This is a genomic window from Pseudomonas sp. MG-9 (assembly GCF_018729515.1).
GTDB lineage: Bacteria > Pseudomonadota > Gammaproteobacteria > Pseudomonadales > Pseudomonadaceae > Aquipseudomonas > Aquipseudomonas serboccidentalis.
Map to the genome: position 1 here is coordinate 90,771 of NZ_JAHHZH010000003.1, position 16,196 is coordinate 106,966.

The 16,196-nt window shown below is 60.6% G+C and carries 14 protein-coding genes; 7 read left to right on the plus strand and 7 right to left on the minus strand.

Annotated features, from left to right (window positions below):
• The first annotated feature begins 289 nt into the window (after nt 1-289).
• On the plus strand, nt 290-3,898 hold the full coding sequence (locus tag KKQ10_RS08685) for a hypothetical protein (RefSeq protein ID WP_215500835.1): 3,609 nt from the start codon (nt 290-292) through the stop codon (nt 3,896-3,898).
• A gap of 58 nt (nt 3,899-3,956) precedes the next feature.
• Here KKQ10_RS08685 and KKQ10_RS08690 read toward each other — a convergent pair whose 3' ends face one another.
• Nucleotides 3,957-6,203 (minus strand): ATP-binding protein, encoded by a 2,247-nt coding sequence (locus tag KKQ10_RS08690; RefSeq protein WP_215500836.1) that lies wholly within the window; start codon nt 6,201-6,203, stop codon nt 3,957-3,959.
• Complete coding sequence (locus KKQ10_RS08695; RefSeq protein WP_215500837.1) at nt 6,200-6,814, minus strand: biliverdin-producing heme oxygenase; 615 nt, start codon at nt 6,812-6,814, stop codon at nt 6,200-6,202. Before KKQ10_RS08695 ends, KKQ10_RS08690 begins: the two co-directional genes overlap by 4 nt.
• A 277-nt stretch (nt 6,815-7,091) precedes the next feature.
• Between KKQ10_RS08695 and KKQ10_RS08700 the strand changes: the two genes are divergently transcribed.
• The gene (locus tag KKQ10_RS08700; protein WP_127651836.1) at nt 7,092-7,712 is read left to right on the plus strand and encodes a LysE family translocator; all 621 of its coding nucleotides are present in this window, start codon (nt 7,092-7,094) and stop codon (nt 7,710-7,712) included.
• Here the strand turns inward: KKQ10_RS08700 and KKQ10_RS08705 are convergent.
• Complete coding sequence (locus KKQ10_RS08705; protein WP_127651835.1) at nt 7,709-8,122, minus strand: VOC family protein; 414 nt, start codon at nt 8,120-8,122, stop codon at nt 7,709-7,711. The two genes, KKQ10_RS08700 and KKQ10_RS08705, sit on opposite strands and share 4 nt — an antisense overlap.
• 179 nt (nt 8,123-8,301) lie before the next feature.
• Here KKQ10_RS08705 and KKQ10_RS08710 point away from each other — a divergent pair, with 179 nt between their 5' ends.
• The 4 genes from KKQ10_RS08710 (at nt 8,302) to KKQ10_RS08725 (ending at nt 11,453) form a co-directional block, all read left to right on the plus strand.
• Nucleotides 8,302-9,384, plus strand: coding sequence for a bifunctional transcriptional activator/DNA repair enzyme AdaA (locus tag KKQ10_RS08710; protein WP_215500838.1), 1,083 nt, complete (start codon nt 8,302-8,304; stop codon nt 9,382-9,384).
• Nucleotides 9,385-9,414: 30 nt separating this feature from the next.
• On the plus strand, nt 9,415-10,212 hold the full coding sequence (locus KKQ10_RS08715; protein ID WP_215500839.1) for an isocitrate lyase/PEP mutase family protein: 798 nt from the start codon (nt 9,415-9,417) through the stop codon (nt 10,210-10,212).
• 2 nt (nt 10,213-10,214) lie between these two features.
• A complete protein-coding gene (locus KKQ10_RS08720) occupies nt 10,215-10,832 on the plus strand; it encodes a DNA-3-methyladenine glycosylase family protein (protein WP_127651832.1) in 618 nt (205 codons plus the stop codon).
• A 132-nt stretch (nt 10,833-10,964) separates the two neighbouring features.
• Entirely contained in the window at nt 10,965-11,453 is a 489-nt protein-coding gene (locus KKQ10_RS08725; RefSeq protein WP_215500840.1) for a GFA family protein, read from the plus strand.
• Between the two features lie 113 nt (nt 11,454-11,566).
• On the opposite strand, the gene KKQ10_RS08730 is transcribed toward KKQ10_RS08725, so the two are convergent.
• From KKQ10_RS08730 to KKQ10_RS08740, 3 genes are all read right to left on the minus strand, one after another.
• Nucleotides 11,567-12,853: an ATP-binding protein gene (locus KKQ10_RS08730; RefSeq protein ID WP_215500841.1), complete on the minus strand. Its 1,287-nt coding sequence runs from the start codon at nt 12,851-12,853 to the stop codon at nt 11,567-11,569.
• On the minus strand, nt 12,854-13,561 hold the full coding sequence (locus KKQ10_RS08735) for a response regulator (protein ID WP_127651829.1): 708 nt from the start codon (nt 13,559-13,561) through the stop codon (nt 12,854-12,856).
• Between the two features lie 227 nt (nt 13,562-13,788).
• On the minus strand, nt 13,789-14,397 hold the full coding sequence (locus KKQ10_RS08740; RefSeq protein ID WP_215500842.1) for a MiaE family protein: 609 nt from the start codon (nt 14,395-14,397) through the stop codon (nt 13,789-13,791).
• Nucleotides 14,398-14,555: 158 nt separating this feature from the next.
• Here KKQ10_RS08740 and uspL point away from each other — a divergent pair, with 158 nt between their 5' ends.
• Nucleotides 14,556-15,419, plus strand: a complete 864-nt coding sequence (gene uspL / locus KKQ10_RS08745) for a universal stress protein UspL (protein WP_215500843.1) — start codon at nt 14,556-14,558, stop codon at nt 15,417-15,419.
• Nucleotides 15,420-15,506: 87 nt separating this feature from the next.
• Here the strand turns inward: uspL and KKQ10_RS08750 are convergent, their stop codons facing one another.
• Nucleotides 15,507-15,977, minus strand: a complete 471-nt coding sequence (locus tag KKQ10_RS08750) for a DUF1289 domain-containing protein (protein WP_041067373.1) — start codon at nt 15,975-15,977, stop codon at nt 15,507-15,509.
• Between the last annotated feature and the right edge of the window lie 219 nt (nt 15,978-16,196).

The window sequence follows — 16,196 nt, forward strand, 5'->3', positions numbered from 1 at the left end:
AAAGGAACATGACCCACGTTAACGCCAGCCTGCTCACCGGGTATTGAAGAAAACTACCCTGTAAGAATTTCACTCCTCGGCAAGCGTGCGGGAAGTACGCCACTTATATCAATTAACAAAAAATGAACATCGACAATCCGCACGTAACCAGCACACTTGGCGAACTTGAACACAGTTTGAAACCATGCATCAACCTTGCACTATTTTTCACTTGATATAGTCCCCCAGCCATAACGAACACCATCAACTTAGTTCAATCCATCACTTTTCACGGATGAATGCCGCCCGCATGAATAATTCAATTAACCTGTTCAAGCCTTTGCCCGCATCCGCATCGACCCAGGAACGCCTGGCCATTGCCGACACGTTGTCCTCGCTCTACGAATTGCCAGACTCGCCATCGTCGACCAATGCCGACCGTGCAGAGGACCACGTGGACATCAGTAAAATTCTGGTTAACCTGATTGAAGACAGCGAGTTCGATCACGCTCACCGCTCCTGCAGGACCGTATTTCGTCAACTGGTTCGGCAGCCCGGGTTCATGGCACTTTCCGGGCCGTACGGGCCTGGTGAGGACGTGTTTTTCCTGATCAGCGAAGACGGGGAACTGCTTCAAGCAGAAGTCGCAGCCCCTTCGGCAGCGGACGTTGAGTTCATCAATGTCATCGATACTGTGACACGCGCAATCCCTGATTCAGCCGACACATTAAAACAACTCGCAACCGCGGCAAGATTCACGGGTGGCATTATTTCTTCCAGCCACTACATTCCATTAAAAAACTGGCTGGCATTCCATCAACTGGACATCCCCAACAACATTCAAGGCATTTCCAGCCTCGTCAACTTTCTTAAACTTCAACTTCCAACTCCGCCCCCTTATGGCAACTACTGGGGCTTATCGCAAGATACCGCAGAACCACAACTGGCGATCAGCACCGATCAACATGGCGCTATCCGTCAGTGCATTGCTCAAGTGATCAACAACAACGGCCCGAAGCCGCAAACCCTGCTCGATTATCTGGCTGACGCCATGCTTGGCAGCACGTTCTCCAAGGCTTTTGTGCAGGAAGACCTCGACCCGAGCTGGGCGTTGATTGTCGACACGCCACAAGCCAAGGCTTTCGCTCAGGCGTGTATGAGCGCCTTGAACCCGCAAGCTCCGGCAACCCAAACACCCCTGACGCACCATCAGCGCAGCGCCTTGCTGGTTGCCGCGATCTTGCTCGACTTCGGACTGGCCGAGGACAGCGCACGCCGCTTCTACCATTCGTTTCACTTGTACGCGCCCCGCTACGTGCAGGCCACCCGCAACGAGATCATCGAAAAGCTCACCGATATCGTCGTCAACTCGTACGGTGTTCAGCCGACCTGCGCACCACTGGCGTTGCAACTGATTTTCGCCGGCCTGGCCCCTGAGTTCCTCGTCGTTACGCCGCCGAACCTGCAATTGGGTTCTTGCGGCTGGATCATGCTGCGCAAATCGGTCCTGCTCGCCGAAAGCGTTGCGCCGGGGCTGTCGCGCCGGATGACTTATGAAAGCCTGAAGACACTGGGGGCCACCGCGCCGGTCAGCCCTGCTCAGCAAGCGCTGCATGACTTGATCATGACCCGCTGCATTCTGGTCTGGAGCGCTATCAACGGGCTTGAGCCGGACGCAAGCGAAGACCTGCCCACGCAATGGCTCGTTGAGCAGGCGCTGGGCCGCTACCACACCTTTCAGGGGCAAATGAGCGAAGCCTTGAAGAACATCGCTACGCCTCCGGTCAGTCGCAGAGCGTTGGCCAGGGCTACGATCGAGGGCGCCGGGTTAGACCCCGAGTCCGTCATTCGCAACACGAGCAACCAGGACGAGTCCCTGCTGGATTTGTATCTGGCGCGCAGATTCAGTGCCTACAACAGTGACTGGACCGAGAGGCTCCAACAACTGGAACCTGCCAATACGCTGTACGCCCGAGAAATTGACCGCCAATACCTCCTTCACCAGAAAGGCCTCGGCACGTTAACGCGCCTGGCGCTGATGCAAAGCCAGGTGGCAGATCGCGTCGCCATCGAGCAAGGGCATCTGGCGCTGTATCGCCTGATCCGGGTTCGTCCGATCAGTTCTGCGGGGCTGATTCGCAGCGAAACTGACGTTCACGCGCCCTACGGGGTGATCCTGCTGAGCAAGATCAACGAGGACATCTGTGCCTACGAACTGTTTCCGCTGCAGGGGGCGTGCCGGGAGAACCAGACCCTGACCCGTCAGTTCAACGCGCGGCCCCTGTGGCTCGAGTCCGATGCACAATTCGCTTCGCAAATCGTCCTGTACGGGGCATCCATGGACCCGGCCTATTTCAACGGCAAGGCGCTGGACAGCCGTCCAGATCCGCAAACGCATGATTTCGTGCTGGAGCGTTTTGCTCAATTCGACAGAGCGGATTTCATCAATTACCAGCGCAGTCCAATGCAGAGTTTTGAAAGCCAACGCTTCCAGGCGATCGCTGAACAATTGGTCGAACATAATCCACCGCTGCCCTACAACGCGTTCTATGCCATGGGTTATGACCAGACCACAATTGAAGCCAGCAACGAGCGATGGGAGCAGGCATTCGAGACGATTCTGAACATCATCATTCCGTTCAAGGAGTGCATCGAAGGCCTGGCATCCGGCAAAGAGGACCGCCGCAGCAGCGCGCTGTTCAGCTGCGTGATGGATGCGACCCTGGTGCTGTTTGCCTTTGTCGGCGCCGCGGGCACGTTCGCCAAGGCACTGAGCAGCAGTGCCAGATTGCTGAACCTGAGCAAGGTTGGCGGGCGTTTTGTACTGTCACTGTTCAACCCGCTGGACGGTGTCCCGCAACTGCTTCAGAGCGGTGCAAAACTGCTCGGCAAAGGCGCTTTCAAGCTGGGGCATTATGGTCTGTCGATCACTCAACTGGGGGCCGGACAATTGCGTCGGCTGACGAACAGCACCAGTGGTTCCTATGACCTGGTCAAGGCGTTGAACAAGACCGGTGCGGCCGCGGAAATTCGCATGAGTCTGCCGACGGTGGCCCATGCCCGGGCACTGTTCAAGGATGACACGCTGGAAACGGTCGAGCAGGTTGTCGCGCGATTGAGTGAAAAAAATATTTCCTTGGCCAAGGATGCGTCAGTGTTCGAACTTGAGCACCTGTTCAATAACAGCATCAGAGAGGCCGCCATTCCATTGCGTTCGGTTCAGGACCTTGAGTCATCGATTGGTTCCACAGCCGTGAACGATCTACTGACAGCGTTCATTGAAAGCAAACCTGGCCGTTTCAATGGCACGTACTTCACCATTGGGGCACACGACTATGCGCAAACATTGGGTATCGTGGCCGAGATCGAGGCGAAAAAAATCACCTACCTGAAAAACCATCAACAAAGTGTGCTGGCCAAAGATCTCGGAAAAGCCCCCTACAGCGATGTCATGCCCGAATCCTCGTTCAACCCTGAAGGTTTGATCGACAACTCCCAGCGCGCCGCTGCGTGGATGCTGCAAGGTTCTACATCCGCAGGTAATGACTTTGAAAACATCGTGGCGGTCTTGCGCGAATACACGAACAACAAAAAGTCACTACTCGACCCACTCCTCATCCAGGAAATTCACGCACGACTGGTACCCGACCTGGCCGGTTCCATCCGACAGGCCGGCGCTCCCACCAAATATGGCAGCAGCACCACCGGTTTCGCGTTGCTCGAGCAGCACTTGAAAACCCTGGACGCCACGCATCAGCACGTTGACAAACACCTGCTTGCCGCCATTGCGGGGTTCCAGGGCTTCGGTGATGGAAACGGTCGCACCGCCAGCGCCGTTTACGCGATCAGTCAGCTGCGAAACCAGCAATTCACGCCGATGCCAAAACAGGTATTTCTGTTATTGAGCGATCTGGGTTAACCATTCTCGCAATAAGGCCACGCAACCCGCGCCTTGAATCACAGGGCGCGGGTTTCTTTCACTCCCCCACCACCCTCAACGGCACCGTAAACCGAAACTCCGTGCCCTCACCCGGCTCACTGCTGGCCTCGATCCGCCCGCCATGGGCTTCGACGATGCCCTGAGTGATGTACAACCCCAGCCCGGTGCCTGTCGGGTTGCCCTCTTTCACCGTCCAATAGCGGTCAAACACATGCGGCAGGTGTTCCTTGGGAATGCCTTCGCCGGTGTCGCGCACGGTAAACACGATGTCTTTGCCGTCAGACTTCGCCACCACGCCCACCGAGCCCTTGCGCGGAGTGAACTTGATGGCGTTGCCGATCAGGTTCGACAGCACCTGGAACAGCCGCTCCGGGTCGGCATGGATTTTCAGGTCAGCGTGGGCCTCGAACGAGATGTTGATGTCCTTGTCCAGCGCCAGCGGGCCGAGCAGAGACTGGGTCTCTTCGAACATGTGCGCGACATTCAGCGCCTGCGGTGTGATGGTGTAGCGTCCGGCGTCGATCTTCGAGGTGTCGAGCAGATCTTCCAGCAGCGTGTTCATGCGCCCCGCCGCCTGTTGCATGGTGTCGATCGCCGTGGAGATGCGCCGTGAGGTGTGCGGACCGTCGGAGCTGAAGGTTTTCTGCATCATGCCGCACAACATCGAAATCACCGTCATCGGGTTGCGCAGGTCATGCGAGACCACCGCCACCAGCTCATCGCGGGCGCGCACCGCCTCCTGCTCGCGGCGTACCTGACGGGCCAGGTCGTTTTCCAGTGCCGAGCGGCGCAGATCATTGGCCGCAAATAGATCGCCGTGGCTCCACTTGGTGGAAATCCCCGCCATCTCGACTTTCCAGATTTCGAACGAAGTGCGCGGGCGCAAGCGCAGGCCGGCGTCGGAGTTTTCCAGGGCCAGCGGCTTCTTCGGATCGCCGCTCCAGTTGATGTTTTCCTTTACCTCGGGACGAAACCACAGCACACCGTTGTCCACCGGCTTGGGCAGGCTCATGGCGAGCACACCGCTGGCCACTGGTTGAAACTGCGCGGCCGGCGGGTAAACGCTCGCCAGGTGATGGCTGGCGAACACCGGCTCGCCGCCGTCCTGCAACCACTTGTGCAGGGCACGGATGTCGTCCGGCTCCGGGCAGTTGCCGTAACGGTGCAATTGCTTGTCTTCGATGATCGCGATGCCCCCGGCCCCGGTCAGGGCCATCAGCATTTGCGGCTGTTGCGCCAGGCCGTCGAAGACGTTTTGCGGCGAGTCAATCATCGCTTGATTGAGCAGCGCCAGCGCCTCGATCTTTTCTTCGCGCTGGCGGCTGATTTCCAGTGCCTCCATCGCGCTGATCTGCAGCGACAGTACCTGGCCGATGGTCTGGCAGGCGCTGCGCAGTTCATGCGGCACGTGCAGCGGCTGACGATTGCCGCAACTGATCAAGCCCCACAGCTTGTCGCCCTTGAGCAGGGAAATGCTCATCGACGACAGCACCCCCATGTTCTTCATGTACTGGCAGTGAATCGGCGAGACGCTGCGCAGCGTGGCGAAACTCAAGTCCAGCGCGGTCTGGGTGTCCGGGCGCAGCTTGGGCACCAGTGGCACTGGCTGGTAATCGGCATTGGGGATGATCCGCAGCCAGTTGGTGCGGTAGAGCTCGCGCGCCTGCTCGGGAATGTCCGAGGCCGGAAAGAACAGACCGTTGAACACTTCCATCGACGGATCCGACGCCTCGGCAATCACCTGGCCGTGCCCCTCCTCCTCGAATCGGTAGATGAGCACCCGGTCGTAACCGGTCATCGCCTGGATTTCCTTGACGCTGATGTCGTACAGCGCCTGCAGCGTGGTGGCCGCTTGCAGACGCTGGAGCATGCGCCCCAGATGGGTCTGGTTGCCGGCCACATTACGCGGCTGGAAGTTCTCGACGTGGATCTCCAGCTCCAGAATCAACACGCCTTGATGGCGATGCAACAGGCCTTCGAAGGCAATGCCGTTGAGGTGAAAATGCAGCGGTCCCGCGTCGGAGAATGCCGGTTGCTGCAAGGCTTCGCGCACCGCCTCGGCGTGAGCGTCGCCGATCAGGCTGTGCAACGGCTGGCCGATCAGCCCCTGCGCCGGGCGGGCCAGCAGAGTCTCGACATTGGCACTGACCTGAATGATCTCCAGCGCAGGCTCGCTCAGGGTCAGCAACAGGCCGTGGGGCTGGATCGCCCCGGGAAAGCGGATCGGTTCGTCGGCACAGTTGGCCAGCAATTCTTCAAAGGCTTCTTGGTCTTGCGCAGTCATGCCAGTACCTCCCGGCTTTCGAGCCAGTGCTCGAAACAACTGAATGTGGTTTGGGCCGCCGCAACTACGGCGGCGCGCTCGGCGACGTCCATCGGGCGAGCGCCCAGGTATTCAATGAAATCGCGCCAGCGGCGGCCGGTGGCGGCGCCGTAGACGTCGAGGAAGGCTGCGCCGTTATCGGCATCCAGGCTCAAGCGCGTGGCGATTTCACGGCGCAGGATCTGCCCGCCCAGCGTCGCGCCTTCGAGCACGTACAACACGCCCAGGCACGCGGCGCTGGACTCGATGACCGGTAATTGGCGACAGATCGGCAAGTGTTCCAGCCCCTCGGGCGATTCGCCCAGCGCGTGCAGATCACGCTGCAGGGTTGGCGTCTTGAGCCGTGGGGCAATATCGAAATCGGCGGGAATGCAGGCGCTGGCGAGCAGTGCGGATTCCAGTGGCCGGTAAAACCCGTAATAGGCTTGCATCAGCCGCCGGAAGGCGTTGGCATCGAGTTGTTCGGAGAAAAAGGGAAGGCGTTTTTCCAGTGCGATGTGCAGTTCGGCAGTGCCGGCTCGCAGATCTTGCAGCACCGGTGGCACATAGACTTCACGGGCCTTTGCTTGCATGTAGATCGCTCTAGGTGGGGCCGCTTCGGGGCCGGCGGGGTGTTTGCAACGTCGCCGCATAGTACACGGCGAGCGCTTTTTCTGACTGGGCGCACAGGTTTATTTCTGAAGAAACCATCGCCTTCTGACTTTTCAGAGTTCCGCCGAATCGGAAAAGTTCGATGCGCTTAAAGGAGGGCTGTCGATGCTGTACCGCGACAGCACCGCGTGACTGTACGGGTCGCGCCGCCCGCGGGCTGTGATAAAAATGCGTCTCCACCGTTTCTGGAGCGCCGCCATGGACCTCGCCACGCTTACGCTGTTTCTCCCGGCCTGTTTCGCCCTGAACATGGCCCCCGGTCCGAACAACCTGCTCTCGGTGAGCAATGCCACCCGTTATGGCTATCGCCGTGCCTGTGCGGCCGGTATCGGGCGGATTCTGGCGTTCGCCGGGATGATCGCGCTCGCTGGCGCGGGGCTGTCGGTGGTGCTGCAAACCTCGGAATGGCTGTTCCACGCGATCAAGATCATCGGCGCGGCGTACCTGTTGTACCTGGCGTGGCAACTGTGGCGGGCCAATCCCGACGCCGGGCAGCAGGCAACGGCGGCTTCGGTTGGCTTTTTCCGCCTGGCGCGCCAGGAATTCCTGGTGGCGGCGGGCAATCCGAAAGCGATCCTGCTGTTCACCGCGTTCCTGCCGCAATTCGTCGACCCGAGCCAACCGGTAGCGGCGCAATTCGCCGTGCTCGGCGCGCTGTTTCTGCTGCTGGAATGGATCGCCATCGGCGCCTACGCCTGGATGGGCCTGCACATGCGCCGCTGGTTCGCCGAGCCGCGCGGCAAACGCATCTTCAACCGTTGCTGCGCGGGGCTGCTGTCGGCGGCGGCTTCGGTGCTGTTGATGACCAAGCGCGCTTAAGCCTCGGACGGCCCTTTGAGTTCGACCTGATTGCCGTCCGGGTCGAAGCAGTACAGCGACTGACCGTAGCCCTCGGCACCGAAGCGGCGGGCGGCTTTTTCGACACTCAAGCCGCAGGATTGCAGGTGGCTGATCAGCGCCGCTTCGTCAAAGGGCTCGATGCGCAGGCAGAAGTGATCGACGTTGCGCCGCTCGGCACCCGCCGCCCCACCGCCCTTCTTGCCCAGCTCGCCCTGCAAGTCGACAAGGTCGATCATCGAGCTGCCGGCGCGCAGGTGCACCAGCCCCAGTTTCTCGTTGTGCCTGACCACTTCGGCGCCGAAGACCCGGTCGTAGAAGTCGATGCTGCGTTGCAGGTCCGCGACGCGCAGGACGATGTGGTCGATATGCTGAATGATGAACGGTGGCATGACCTCAATCCCTCAACTGTAGGAGCTGCCGCAGGCTGCGATCCTTTGCCTTTGATTTTAAGAAACAAGATCAAAAAATCGCAGCCTTCGGCAGCTCCTACACGGTAGTTCAGGGCATTTGGAAATTCACTGTCGATTTTTCGGTGGAGCCATCGAAATCCTGGATTTAAGCTCTGGCCATGAACATACAAACCGCACTCCTGCCGCCCCACGCCGAGATGGTTCGCGCCATGCTCGAACGCGACACCGCCTACGAGGGGGTGTTCTTCACGGCCGTGAAAACCACCGGGATCTTCTGCCGCCCCAGCTGCACGGCGCGCAAGCCGAAACCGGAAAACGTCGAATTCTTCGCCCATGCCGATGAGTGCCTGTCGGCGGGTTATCGCGCCTGCCTGCGCTGCAAACCGCTGGACGCTGCGGCCATTGCCCCCGATTGGGTGCAGCGCCTGCTCGCAGCTGTCGACGCTGACCCGGAAATGCGCTGGAGCGACGCCCAGTTGCTGGCCGAGGGCATCGAACCGCTGAAGCTGCGGCGTTGGTTCAAGCAGCATTTCGGCATGACTTTCCACGCCTGGCTGCGCACCCGCCGGCTCGGCATGGCGCTGGGCGGAATCCGCCAAGGCATCTCGATCGATCATGCGGCGTTCGATTCCGGCTATGAATCGCTCAGCGGCTTTCGCGATGCGTTCCAGAAGTCGTTCCACATCACCCCGGGCCGCGCGACCAACAGTGAACCGCTGCTGTTCACCCGCCTGACCACGCCGCTGGGACCGATGATCGCCATGGCCGAACGTCGCGGCCTGGTACTGCTGGAGTTTCTCGATCGCCCGGCGCTGACCCGCGAGGTCGAAGAGCTGCAAACCCGTCACGGCTACGTGGTCGCACCGGGGCACAACGCGCACCTGCAGCAGATCGACAGTGAACTGGCGGCGTACTTTGCCGGCAAGCTCACGGTATTCGGCGTCCCGCTGCACCTGCCCGGTAGCGCGTTCGACTGCCAGGTGTGGGCCGAACTGCGGCAGATCCCCTACGGCCACACCACCACTTATGGCGCCCTCGCTGCACGCCTGGGCAAACCCGGCGCCAGTCGTGCGGTGGGCCTGGCCAACGGGCACAATCGGCTGTCGATCGTGGTGCCGTGTCATCGGGTGATCGGTGCGGATGGCTCGCTGACCGGCTATGGTGGTGGACAGCCGCGCAAGGCGTTTCTGCTGAGGCTGGAAAACGCCGCCGTGCAGCTCACGCAACCATTGGCTTTCTGACCACGGTATCCATTACAAGAAGGGATTTCGATGAGCACGCTCGACACTCAGTTCCACCAGTTGCACCAGGATGGCCTGCTGATCCTGACCAACGTCGCCGACGCCACCGGGGCGCGACTGGTCGAGCACGCGGGCGGCAAAGCCGTCGCTACCAGCAGCGCGGCGGTGGCCTGGGCGCACGGTTATCCGGACGGCAACACCCTGCCCCTCGAACGCTTGATTGCCACGGTGGAATCCATCGCCCGGGTGATCAAGGTGCCGCTGAGCGTGGACATCGAAGCCGGTTATTCCGATGACCTGGGGCGAGTGGCCGAGGTCATCGACGCGGTGCTGGCCGCTGGTGCCGCCGGGATCAATATCGAGGACGGCAGCGGCGCCCCGGAACTGTTGGCGCGCAAGATCGAAGTGGCGCGACAAGTCGCGCAAAAACGTGATGTGAAACTGTTCATCAACGCCCGCACCGACGTTTACCTCAGGGGGCTGGTGCCGGCGGAAGACCGCGTCGCCGAAACCCTGCGGCGCTCGGCGCTGTACCAGGCGGCCGGGGCTGATGGTTTGTTTGCAGCCGGCGTCACGGCGGCCTATGAAATCGAGGCGATCTGCAAAGGCACGGCGTTGCCGGTCAACGTCCTGGGGTTCGCTTGCCTGCCCTCGCCCGAGGAACTGCAAGCCCTGGGCGTACGGCGCTTGAGCGCCGGGTCCGGCATCGCCGAGTTCCTCTATGGCGCAATGGGTGCGCTGGTGAAAAGCTTCCTCGCCAGCGGCAAACTCGATACCCATGAGCTCAAGGCGTTGAGCTACGGCGAAGTCAACGGCCTGCTGAAATAAGCATGGCCAAGCCTTATCAAGCGGCCAGCGAACATCTGGCCGCACTCGACGAGGACTGGCAACGGCACATCAGCGCCGTCGGCCCCTGCCTGCATCAACCGCACCCGGCGCGCGATCCTTACGAGTCGCTGGTGCGGGCGATTGCCTATCAGCAACTGCACGCCAAGGCCGGGGACGCGATTGTCGGGCGCCTGGTCGCGTTGTTTCCGGGGCAGACGTTTCCGCGGCCTGAACAGATTCTGGCGAGTGACTTCGATCAGTTGCGCGGCTGCGGGTTTTCGGCGGGCAAGATTGCGACGATTCAGGGCATCGCCCAGGCGACTCTGGACGGCGTGGTGCCGGACTACCCCAGCGCGCTGGCGATGGACGATGAAGCGTTGATCGAACGCCTCGTCAGCCTGCGCGGAGTTGGCCGTTGGACCGTGGAGATGCTGCTGATTTATAGCCTGGAGCGCATGGATATTTTGCCGGCAGACGACTTTGGCGTGCGTGAGGGCTATCGGCGATTGAAGGGGCTGGAAGTACAGCCGACGCGCAAGCAGATGATCGAGATCGGCCAGGCGTGGTGCCCTTATCGGACGGTGGCGGCGTGGTATTTGTGGCGCGTGGCCAAGGTCTAGACCGCGTTATCGTTCTTCGCGAGCAAGCTCGCTCCCACGGGGAATGCATTCTCCTGCTCGCGAAGGCGTCAGCAGGATCGCCACAACTCTTCTAGGCTCAACCGGACCACTTCAGCCCACCGGAGGCCCCTCATGCACCTCGAAGGCTCCTGCCACTGCGGCGCCGTCACTTTCAGCCTGACCAGCGCCCACCCTTACCCTTATCAACGCTGCTACTGCTCGATCTGCCGCAAGACTCAGGGCGGTGGCGGCTATGCGATCAACCTCGGCGGCGACTCGGCCAGCCTCAAGGTGCAGGGGCGCAAACATATCTCGATCTACCACGCGAAGATGAAGGACGATGGCGAAAAACGCGCACACCGCAGCACCGCCGAACGGCATTTCTGCTCCCAGTGCGGCAGCGGTTTGTGGCTGTTCAGTCCGCAATGGCCGGAGTTGATCCACCCGTTCGCCTCAGCCATCGACACCCCGCTGCCGGTGCCGCCAGAGCACACGCATCTGATGCTGGGCTCCAAGGCGCCGTGGGTCGAGGTGGATGCCAAGCCCGGGGACCAGCAGTTTGAGGTATATCCCGAGGAGTCGATTGCACAGTGGCATGAGCGGTTGGGGTTGGTCAGATGAGCAGGGTTTTGCGCAAGGTTTGAGGGCCTCTTCGCGAGCAAGCTCGCTCTCACATTTGAAATGCATTCCTCTGTGGGAGCTTGCTCGCGAGGGGCCGGCCCGGACAAAACAGATCAATCCAGATGCGCCCAGGTCATCCGAAACGACGCCCCACCCCACACCGACTCCCCGACCTCGACCTGCCCGCCATGCGACTGCGACACTCGCCGCACCAGCGCCAGCCCGAGGCCGAAACCACCGGTGCGGCGATCCCGACTGGCATCCAGCCGCGAGAACGGCTCGAAGATTTTCTCCCGGCCCTCCACCGGCACACCCGGGCCGTCATCGTTGACCCGCACCTCGTAATAATCGCCGCTGCGCACCAGCGTCACTTCGACACGCTGTTCGGCATAACGAATGGCGTTGCGCAGCAGATTGATCACCGCCCGCGCCATGAAACGCGGCTCGATGCGCACGGTGTCGATCCGGCAGTCACCGATCAGCAACTGCACCCCTGCCGCTTCTGCCTCCAGCGCCACGCTGCCGACCACGCTGTCGAGCCAGTTGGCGGCCTGAATGTTTTCGCGCTTGATCACCGTCGCACCGCGTTCGAGGCTGGCGTAGGTCAGCAGCTCGGAGACCATTTCCTCCAGTTCGCCAAGGTCGGCGTACATGTCGGCGATCAGTTCGCGGTTCTGGCTGGGGTCCGGCTGTTGCTTGAGCTGATCGAGTTCGAACGACAACCGCGCAATCGGCGTGCGCAACTCGTGGGACACGGCGTTGGTCAGCTCGCGCTGATTGGCGATCAGGCTCTCGATGCGCGCCGCCATCAGGTTGAAGTGTTCCGCCAGATCGCGGATGTTCGAGCGCTTGGATAATTGAATACGCACCGAGAGATCGTTATCGCCGAAACGCTCGGCAGCCAGGCGCAGTTTTTCCAGATCGCGCCAGTGCGGGCGCACCCAGAAGAACAGGACGATGCCGATCAGCACCGCAAGCATCGCGTAAGCCACCGCAATGTAGAACGGCATCAGGCTCGGTTCCGGCGGCAGCTTGATACTGAGCAGCTGCGAGCCACCGTCAATGTCGCTGATGAATTCAGTGTAGTTATCGCGAATCACCAACAGGTTCTGCGCCAGTTCGGCCTTTTCCTCAGGGCTGAGGGCCAGTTGATCCGCCTCCACCAGCTTCAGCGACAAGCCGTAGTGCGGGCGCAACGCTTCCAGTTGCTGCTCGCGCGCCGCACCTTGCTGATCGCGCATGTGCTCGACCAGTGACCACGCCTGCCCGCGCACCGCCTCACGGTTGTAGTCCTGCATCTGATTGTCGAGCAACGCGTTGAAGGTGTGCTCGACGGTTTGCAGGGCCAGTACCAGGCCCACCGTCATCACCAGAAACAGCCCGAGGAATAACCGCAGCATCTACAGCTCCCACGCGAACGGATTGAACAGATACCCCTTGCCCCACACGGTCTTGATGCACACCGGCTCACGGGGGTTGTCCTTGAGTTTGTTGCGCAACTTGCTGATGTACACGTCGACGCTGCGATTGAGCCCGTCGAAGGCGATGCCGCGCATGCGGTTGAGGATGTCATCACGCGACAGGGTCTTGCCGGCGGCGCTGGCCAGCAGCCACAGCAGCTCGAACTCCATGGTGGTCATTTCGATGATTTCGCCGGCCAGGCGCACTTCGCGACAACTGCGATCGATGCTCAGCCGCCCGAACTCCAGCGAACTGACCACGCTGACATCCGGCATCTGCCGACGCTGCAACGCGCGCAGCCGCGCCAGCAGCACCGGCGGCTTGATCGGTTTGATCACGTAGTCATCGGCGCCGGATTCCAGACCGAGAATGTGGTCGAGGTCGTCTTCCTTGGCGGTGAGGATCACTATCGGCGTGTCCGACACGCTGCGGATTTCCCGGCACACGTGCAGCCCGCTCTGCCCCGGCAGCATCAGGTCGAGCACCACCACTTTGGGCTGAAACTCGAGAAACGCGGCCATCGCCAGATCACCGCGATGCACCGCGCGCACCTCGTAGCCATGCTGCTCGAGAAAATGCGCAATCAGCGTGGCCAGACGCTCATCGTCTTCGACCAGCAGGACTTTGCCAAAACCCAGGTTATCCATAACGACCGTCTGCCAACCCATGTGTGAAGTGGTCGACAGTATGGCGGCAATCGCCGGTGAGGCGTTGTCCCGGGCAGCAAAAACCGGCCGCGGGGGCCGGTTTTTGTAGATGTTTCATACTCTTAAGAGTTTTTAACAGTTTTCTATGTAGGCGCTGCCGAAGGCTGCGATCTTTTGATCTTGCTTTAAAACATCAACAGATCGCAGCCTTCGGCAGCGCCTACAGGTTATGCGGTCGCGGGCACACCACTGTGGAAGCGGAACTCTTCGTCCGGCGACTCGATCAGTTCCCGCTCGGCGGCACGGACCTTTTCGATCACCTGGGCGATGTCCTTCGCGTCGCCGTACTGATAAGCCAGCTTCAGATACCCCTGGAAATGCCGCGCCTCGCTTTTCAGCAGGCCGAAATAGAACTTGCCGAGTTCTTCGTCCAGATGCGGCACCAGCGCTTCGAACCGCTCGCAACTGCGCGCTTCGATGAACGCGCCGACCACCAGCGTGTCGACCAGTTTCACCGGTTCGTGACTGCGTACCACTTTGCGCAGGCCCGAGGCGTAGCGCCCGGCGTGCAGCTGGCGCAGCTCGATCTTGCGGCGTTTCATGATGCGCATGACTTGTTCGTGGTGCACCAGTTCTTCCCGGGCCAGACGCGACATCATGTTGATCAGGTCGACGTGGGAATGGTACTTGGCAATCAGGCTCAGCGCGGTGCTGGCGGCCTTGAACTCGCAGTTCTTGTGGTCGATCAGCAGGGTTTCCTGATCGGCCAGTGCAGCCTGGACCCAGGCGTCGGGCGTGCGGCAGCCAAGGAATTCGTGGATTTCGGGCAGGATCATGGGGCTCACGGTAAAGGTATTGGCGCGAAGGGCGCCGATTATACCGGCCTGCCCGCAGACCACCAGCGGCTGGCGTTGATATGCATCAAGTCGCGGTCCGACGAGCAGCAACTATAGTTGTGCAACGCCGTGCCTTTTCTTTGCTGGAGACTCCGCTCATGCAAGCCATTCGCAGCATTCTGGTGGTCCTCGAACCCGAACATTCGGAAAGCCTGGCGCTCAAGCGCGCCAAGTTGATCGCTGGCGTGACCCAGGCCCATCTGCACCTGCTGGTGTGCGACCGCAAGCACGACCACGCCGGCATGCTCGGCGTGCTCAAAGCCGCGCTGCTGGCTGACGGCTACAGCGTGACCACCGAACAAGCGTGGAATGAAAGCCTGCACGAGACCATCATCGATGTGCAGCAGGCCGAAGGCTGCGGGCTGGTCATCAAGCAGCACTACCCTGACAGCCCATTGAAGAAAGCTCTGCTAACCCCGGCCGACTGGAAACTGCTGCGCCACTGCCCGACCCCGGTGTTGCTGGTGAAAACCTCCACACCGTGGAAAGACCGGGTGATTCTCGCGGCAGTCGACGTGGGCAACGCCGATGGCGAGCACCGACACTTGCACACCACGATCATCGATCACGGCTTCGACATCGCCAGCCTGGCCAAGGGGCATCTGCATGTGATCAGTGCGCATCCTTCGCCAATGCTGTCGGCAGCGGACCCGACCTTACAGCTCAGCGAAACCATCGAAGCACGTTATCGCGAGCAATGCCGGGCGTTTCAGGCGGAATTTGATGTCGATGAGGCGCACCTGCACATCGAGGAAGGCCCGGCGGATGTGCTGATCCCGTTCATGGCGCACAAGCTGCAGGCCGCAGTGACCGTGATCGGCACCGTGGCACGCACCGGGCTGTCAGGCGCGCTGATCGGCAATACCGCCGAGGTGGTGCTGGATGCACTGGAAAGCGATGTGCTGGTGCTCAAGCCGCAGGAAGTTGAGGATCATCTGGTGGAGCTGGCGGTGAAGCACTAAAAGCAAAAGATCGCAGCCTGCGGCAGCTCCTACAGGGGGAATGCGTTCTACCTGTAGGAGCTGCCGCAGGCTGCGATCTTTTGATCTTCAGGCGCCGAAGGCGTCCTTGAGGAAGCCGGGCGCGATGTAGCGCTGATAATGCGCTTCCGACAGCAGGAAGAATTCCCGATCAATGGCATCGCGCAGTTCCGGCAGGTTCCAGTCGCGGAACTCCGGCAACAACACCATTCCGTAGGCTTCCAGATTAATGATCACCCGCGCCCCGCGCGCAATCAGCTGATACGCCCAGCAATATTCCGACTGATGCGGCACAAAGCGGATCTTGCGCTGTTCCAGCTGCTGGCGCAGACGCGCCGAATCGAAGATCTCGACCTTGCTCGCCATCACTTGTGACAGCAATTGTTCCAGACGCAACCACACCGCACGTTTTTCTTCCTCGCCGTAACCATTCCAGTGGATCACTTCGTGGTGGAAACGCTTGCAGCCACGGCACACCAGATCTCCGTAAACAGTGGAGCAGAGGCCGACGCAGGGGGTCTTGATGGTCTGATTGGGCATAAATTGGCAAAACACTGAAACGCGGAACAGGCCCGCATGTTAGCCCTTTGTCAGGCATTGATCACCCCTCAAACGTCAGGGGCAAGCGCTGGATCGCGGTTTGATGCGCCCGCGTACAACGCCACCAAAGTCCAATAGAGTCCGACTTACCTTTAAATTTTTTTTGCCGTAGAATCAGCCAGCCTTTTAAGGCGCCAATGTCCGTTAGAAGCTGTTTTC

Bases quoted from the DNA above. Each gene is read 5' to 3' on its own strand.
- KKQ10_RS08685 (WP_215500835.1), top strand. From the start codon at position 290: ATGAATAATTCAATTAACCTGTTCAAGCCTTTGCCCGCATCCGCATCG.
- KKQ10_RS08690 (WP_215500836.1), bottom strand. From the start codon at position 6,203: ATGACTGCGCAAGACCAAGAAGCCTTTGAAGAATTGCTGGCCAACTGT.
- KKQ10_RS08695 (WP_215500837.1), bottom strand. From the start codon at position 6,814: ATGCAAGCAAAGGCCCGTGAAGTCTATGTGCCACCGGTGCTGCAAGAT.
- KKQ10_RS08700 (WP_127651836.1), top strand. From the start codon at position 7,092: ATGGACCTCGCCACGCTTACGCTGTTTCTCCCGGCCTGTTTCGCCCTG.
- KKQ10_RS08705 (WP_127651835.1), bottom strand. From the start codon at position 8,122: ATGCCACCGTTCATCATTCAGCATATCGACCACATCGTCCTGCGCGTC.
- KKQ10_RS08710 (WP_215500838.1), top strand. From the start codon at position 8,302: ATGAACATACAAACCGCACTCCTGCCGCCCCACGCCGAGATGGTTCGC.
- KKQ10_RS08715 (WP_215500839.1), top strand. From the start codon at position 9,415: ATGAGCACGCTCGACACTCAGTTCCACCAGTTGCACCAGGATGGCCTG.
- KKQ10_RS08720 (WP_127651832.1), top strand. From the start codon at position 10,215: ATGGCCAAGCCTTATCAAGCGGCCAGCGAACATCTGGCCGCACTCGAC.
- KKQ10_RS08725 (WP_215500840.1), top strand. From the start codon at position 10,965: ATGCACCTCGAAGGCTCCTGCCACTGCGGCGCCGTCACTTTCAGCCTG.
- KKQ10_RS08730 (WP_215500841.1), bottom strand. From the start codon at position 12,853: ATGCTGCGGTTATTCCTCGGGCTGTTTCTGGTGATGACGGTGGGCCTG.
- KKQ10_RS08735 (WP_127651829.1), bottom strand. From the start codon at position 13,561: ATGGATAACCTGGGTTTTGGCAAAGTCCTGCTGGTCGAAGACGATGAG.
- KKQ10_RS08740 (WP_215500842.1), bottom strand. From the start codon at position 14,397: ATGATCCTGCCCGAAATCCACGAATTCCTTGGCTGCCGCACGCCCGAC.
- uspL (WP_215500843.1), top strand. From the start codon at position 14,556: ATGCAAGCCATTCGCAGCATTCTGGTGGTCCTCGAACCCGAACATTCG.
- KKQ10_RS08750 (WP_041067373.1), bottom strand. From the start codon at position 15,977: ATGCCCAATCAGACCATCAAGACCCCCTGCGTCGGCCTCTGCTCCACT.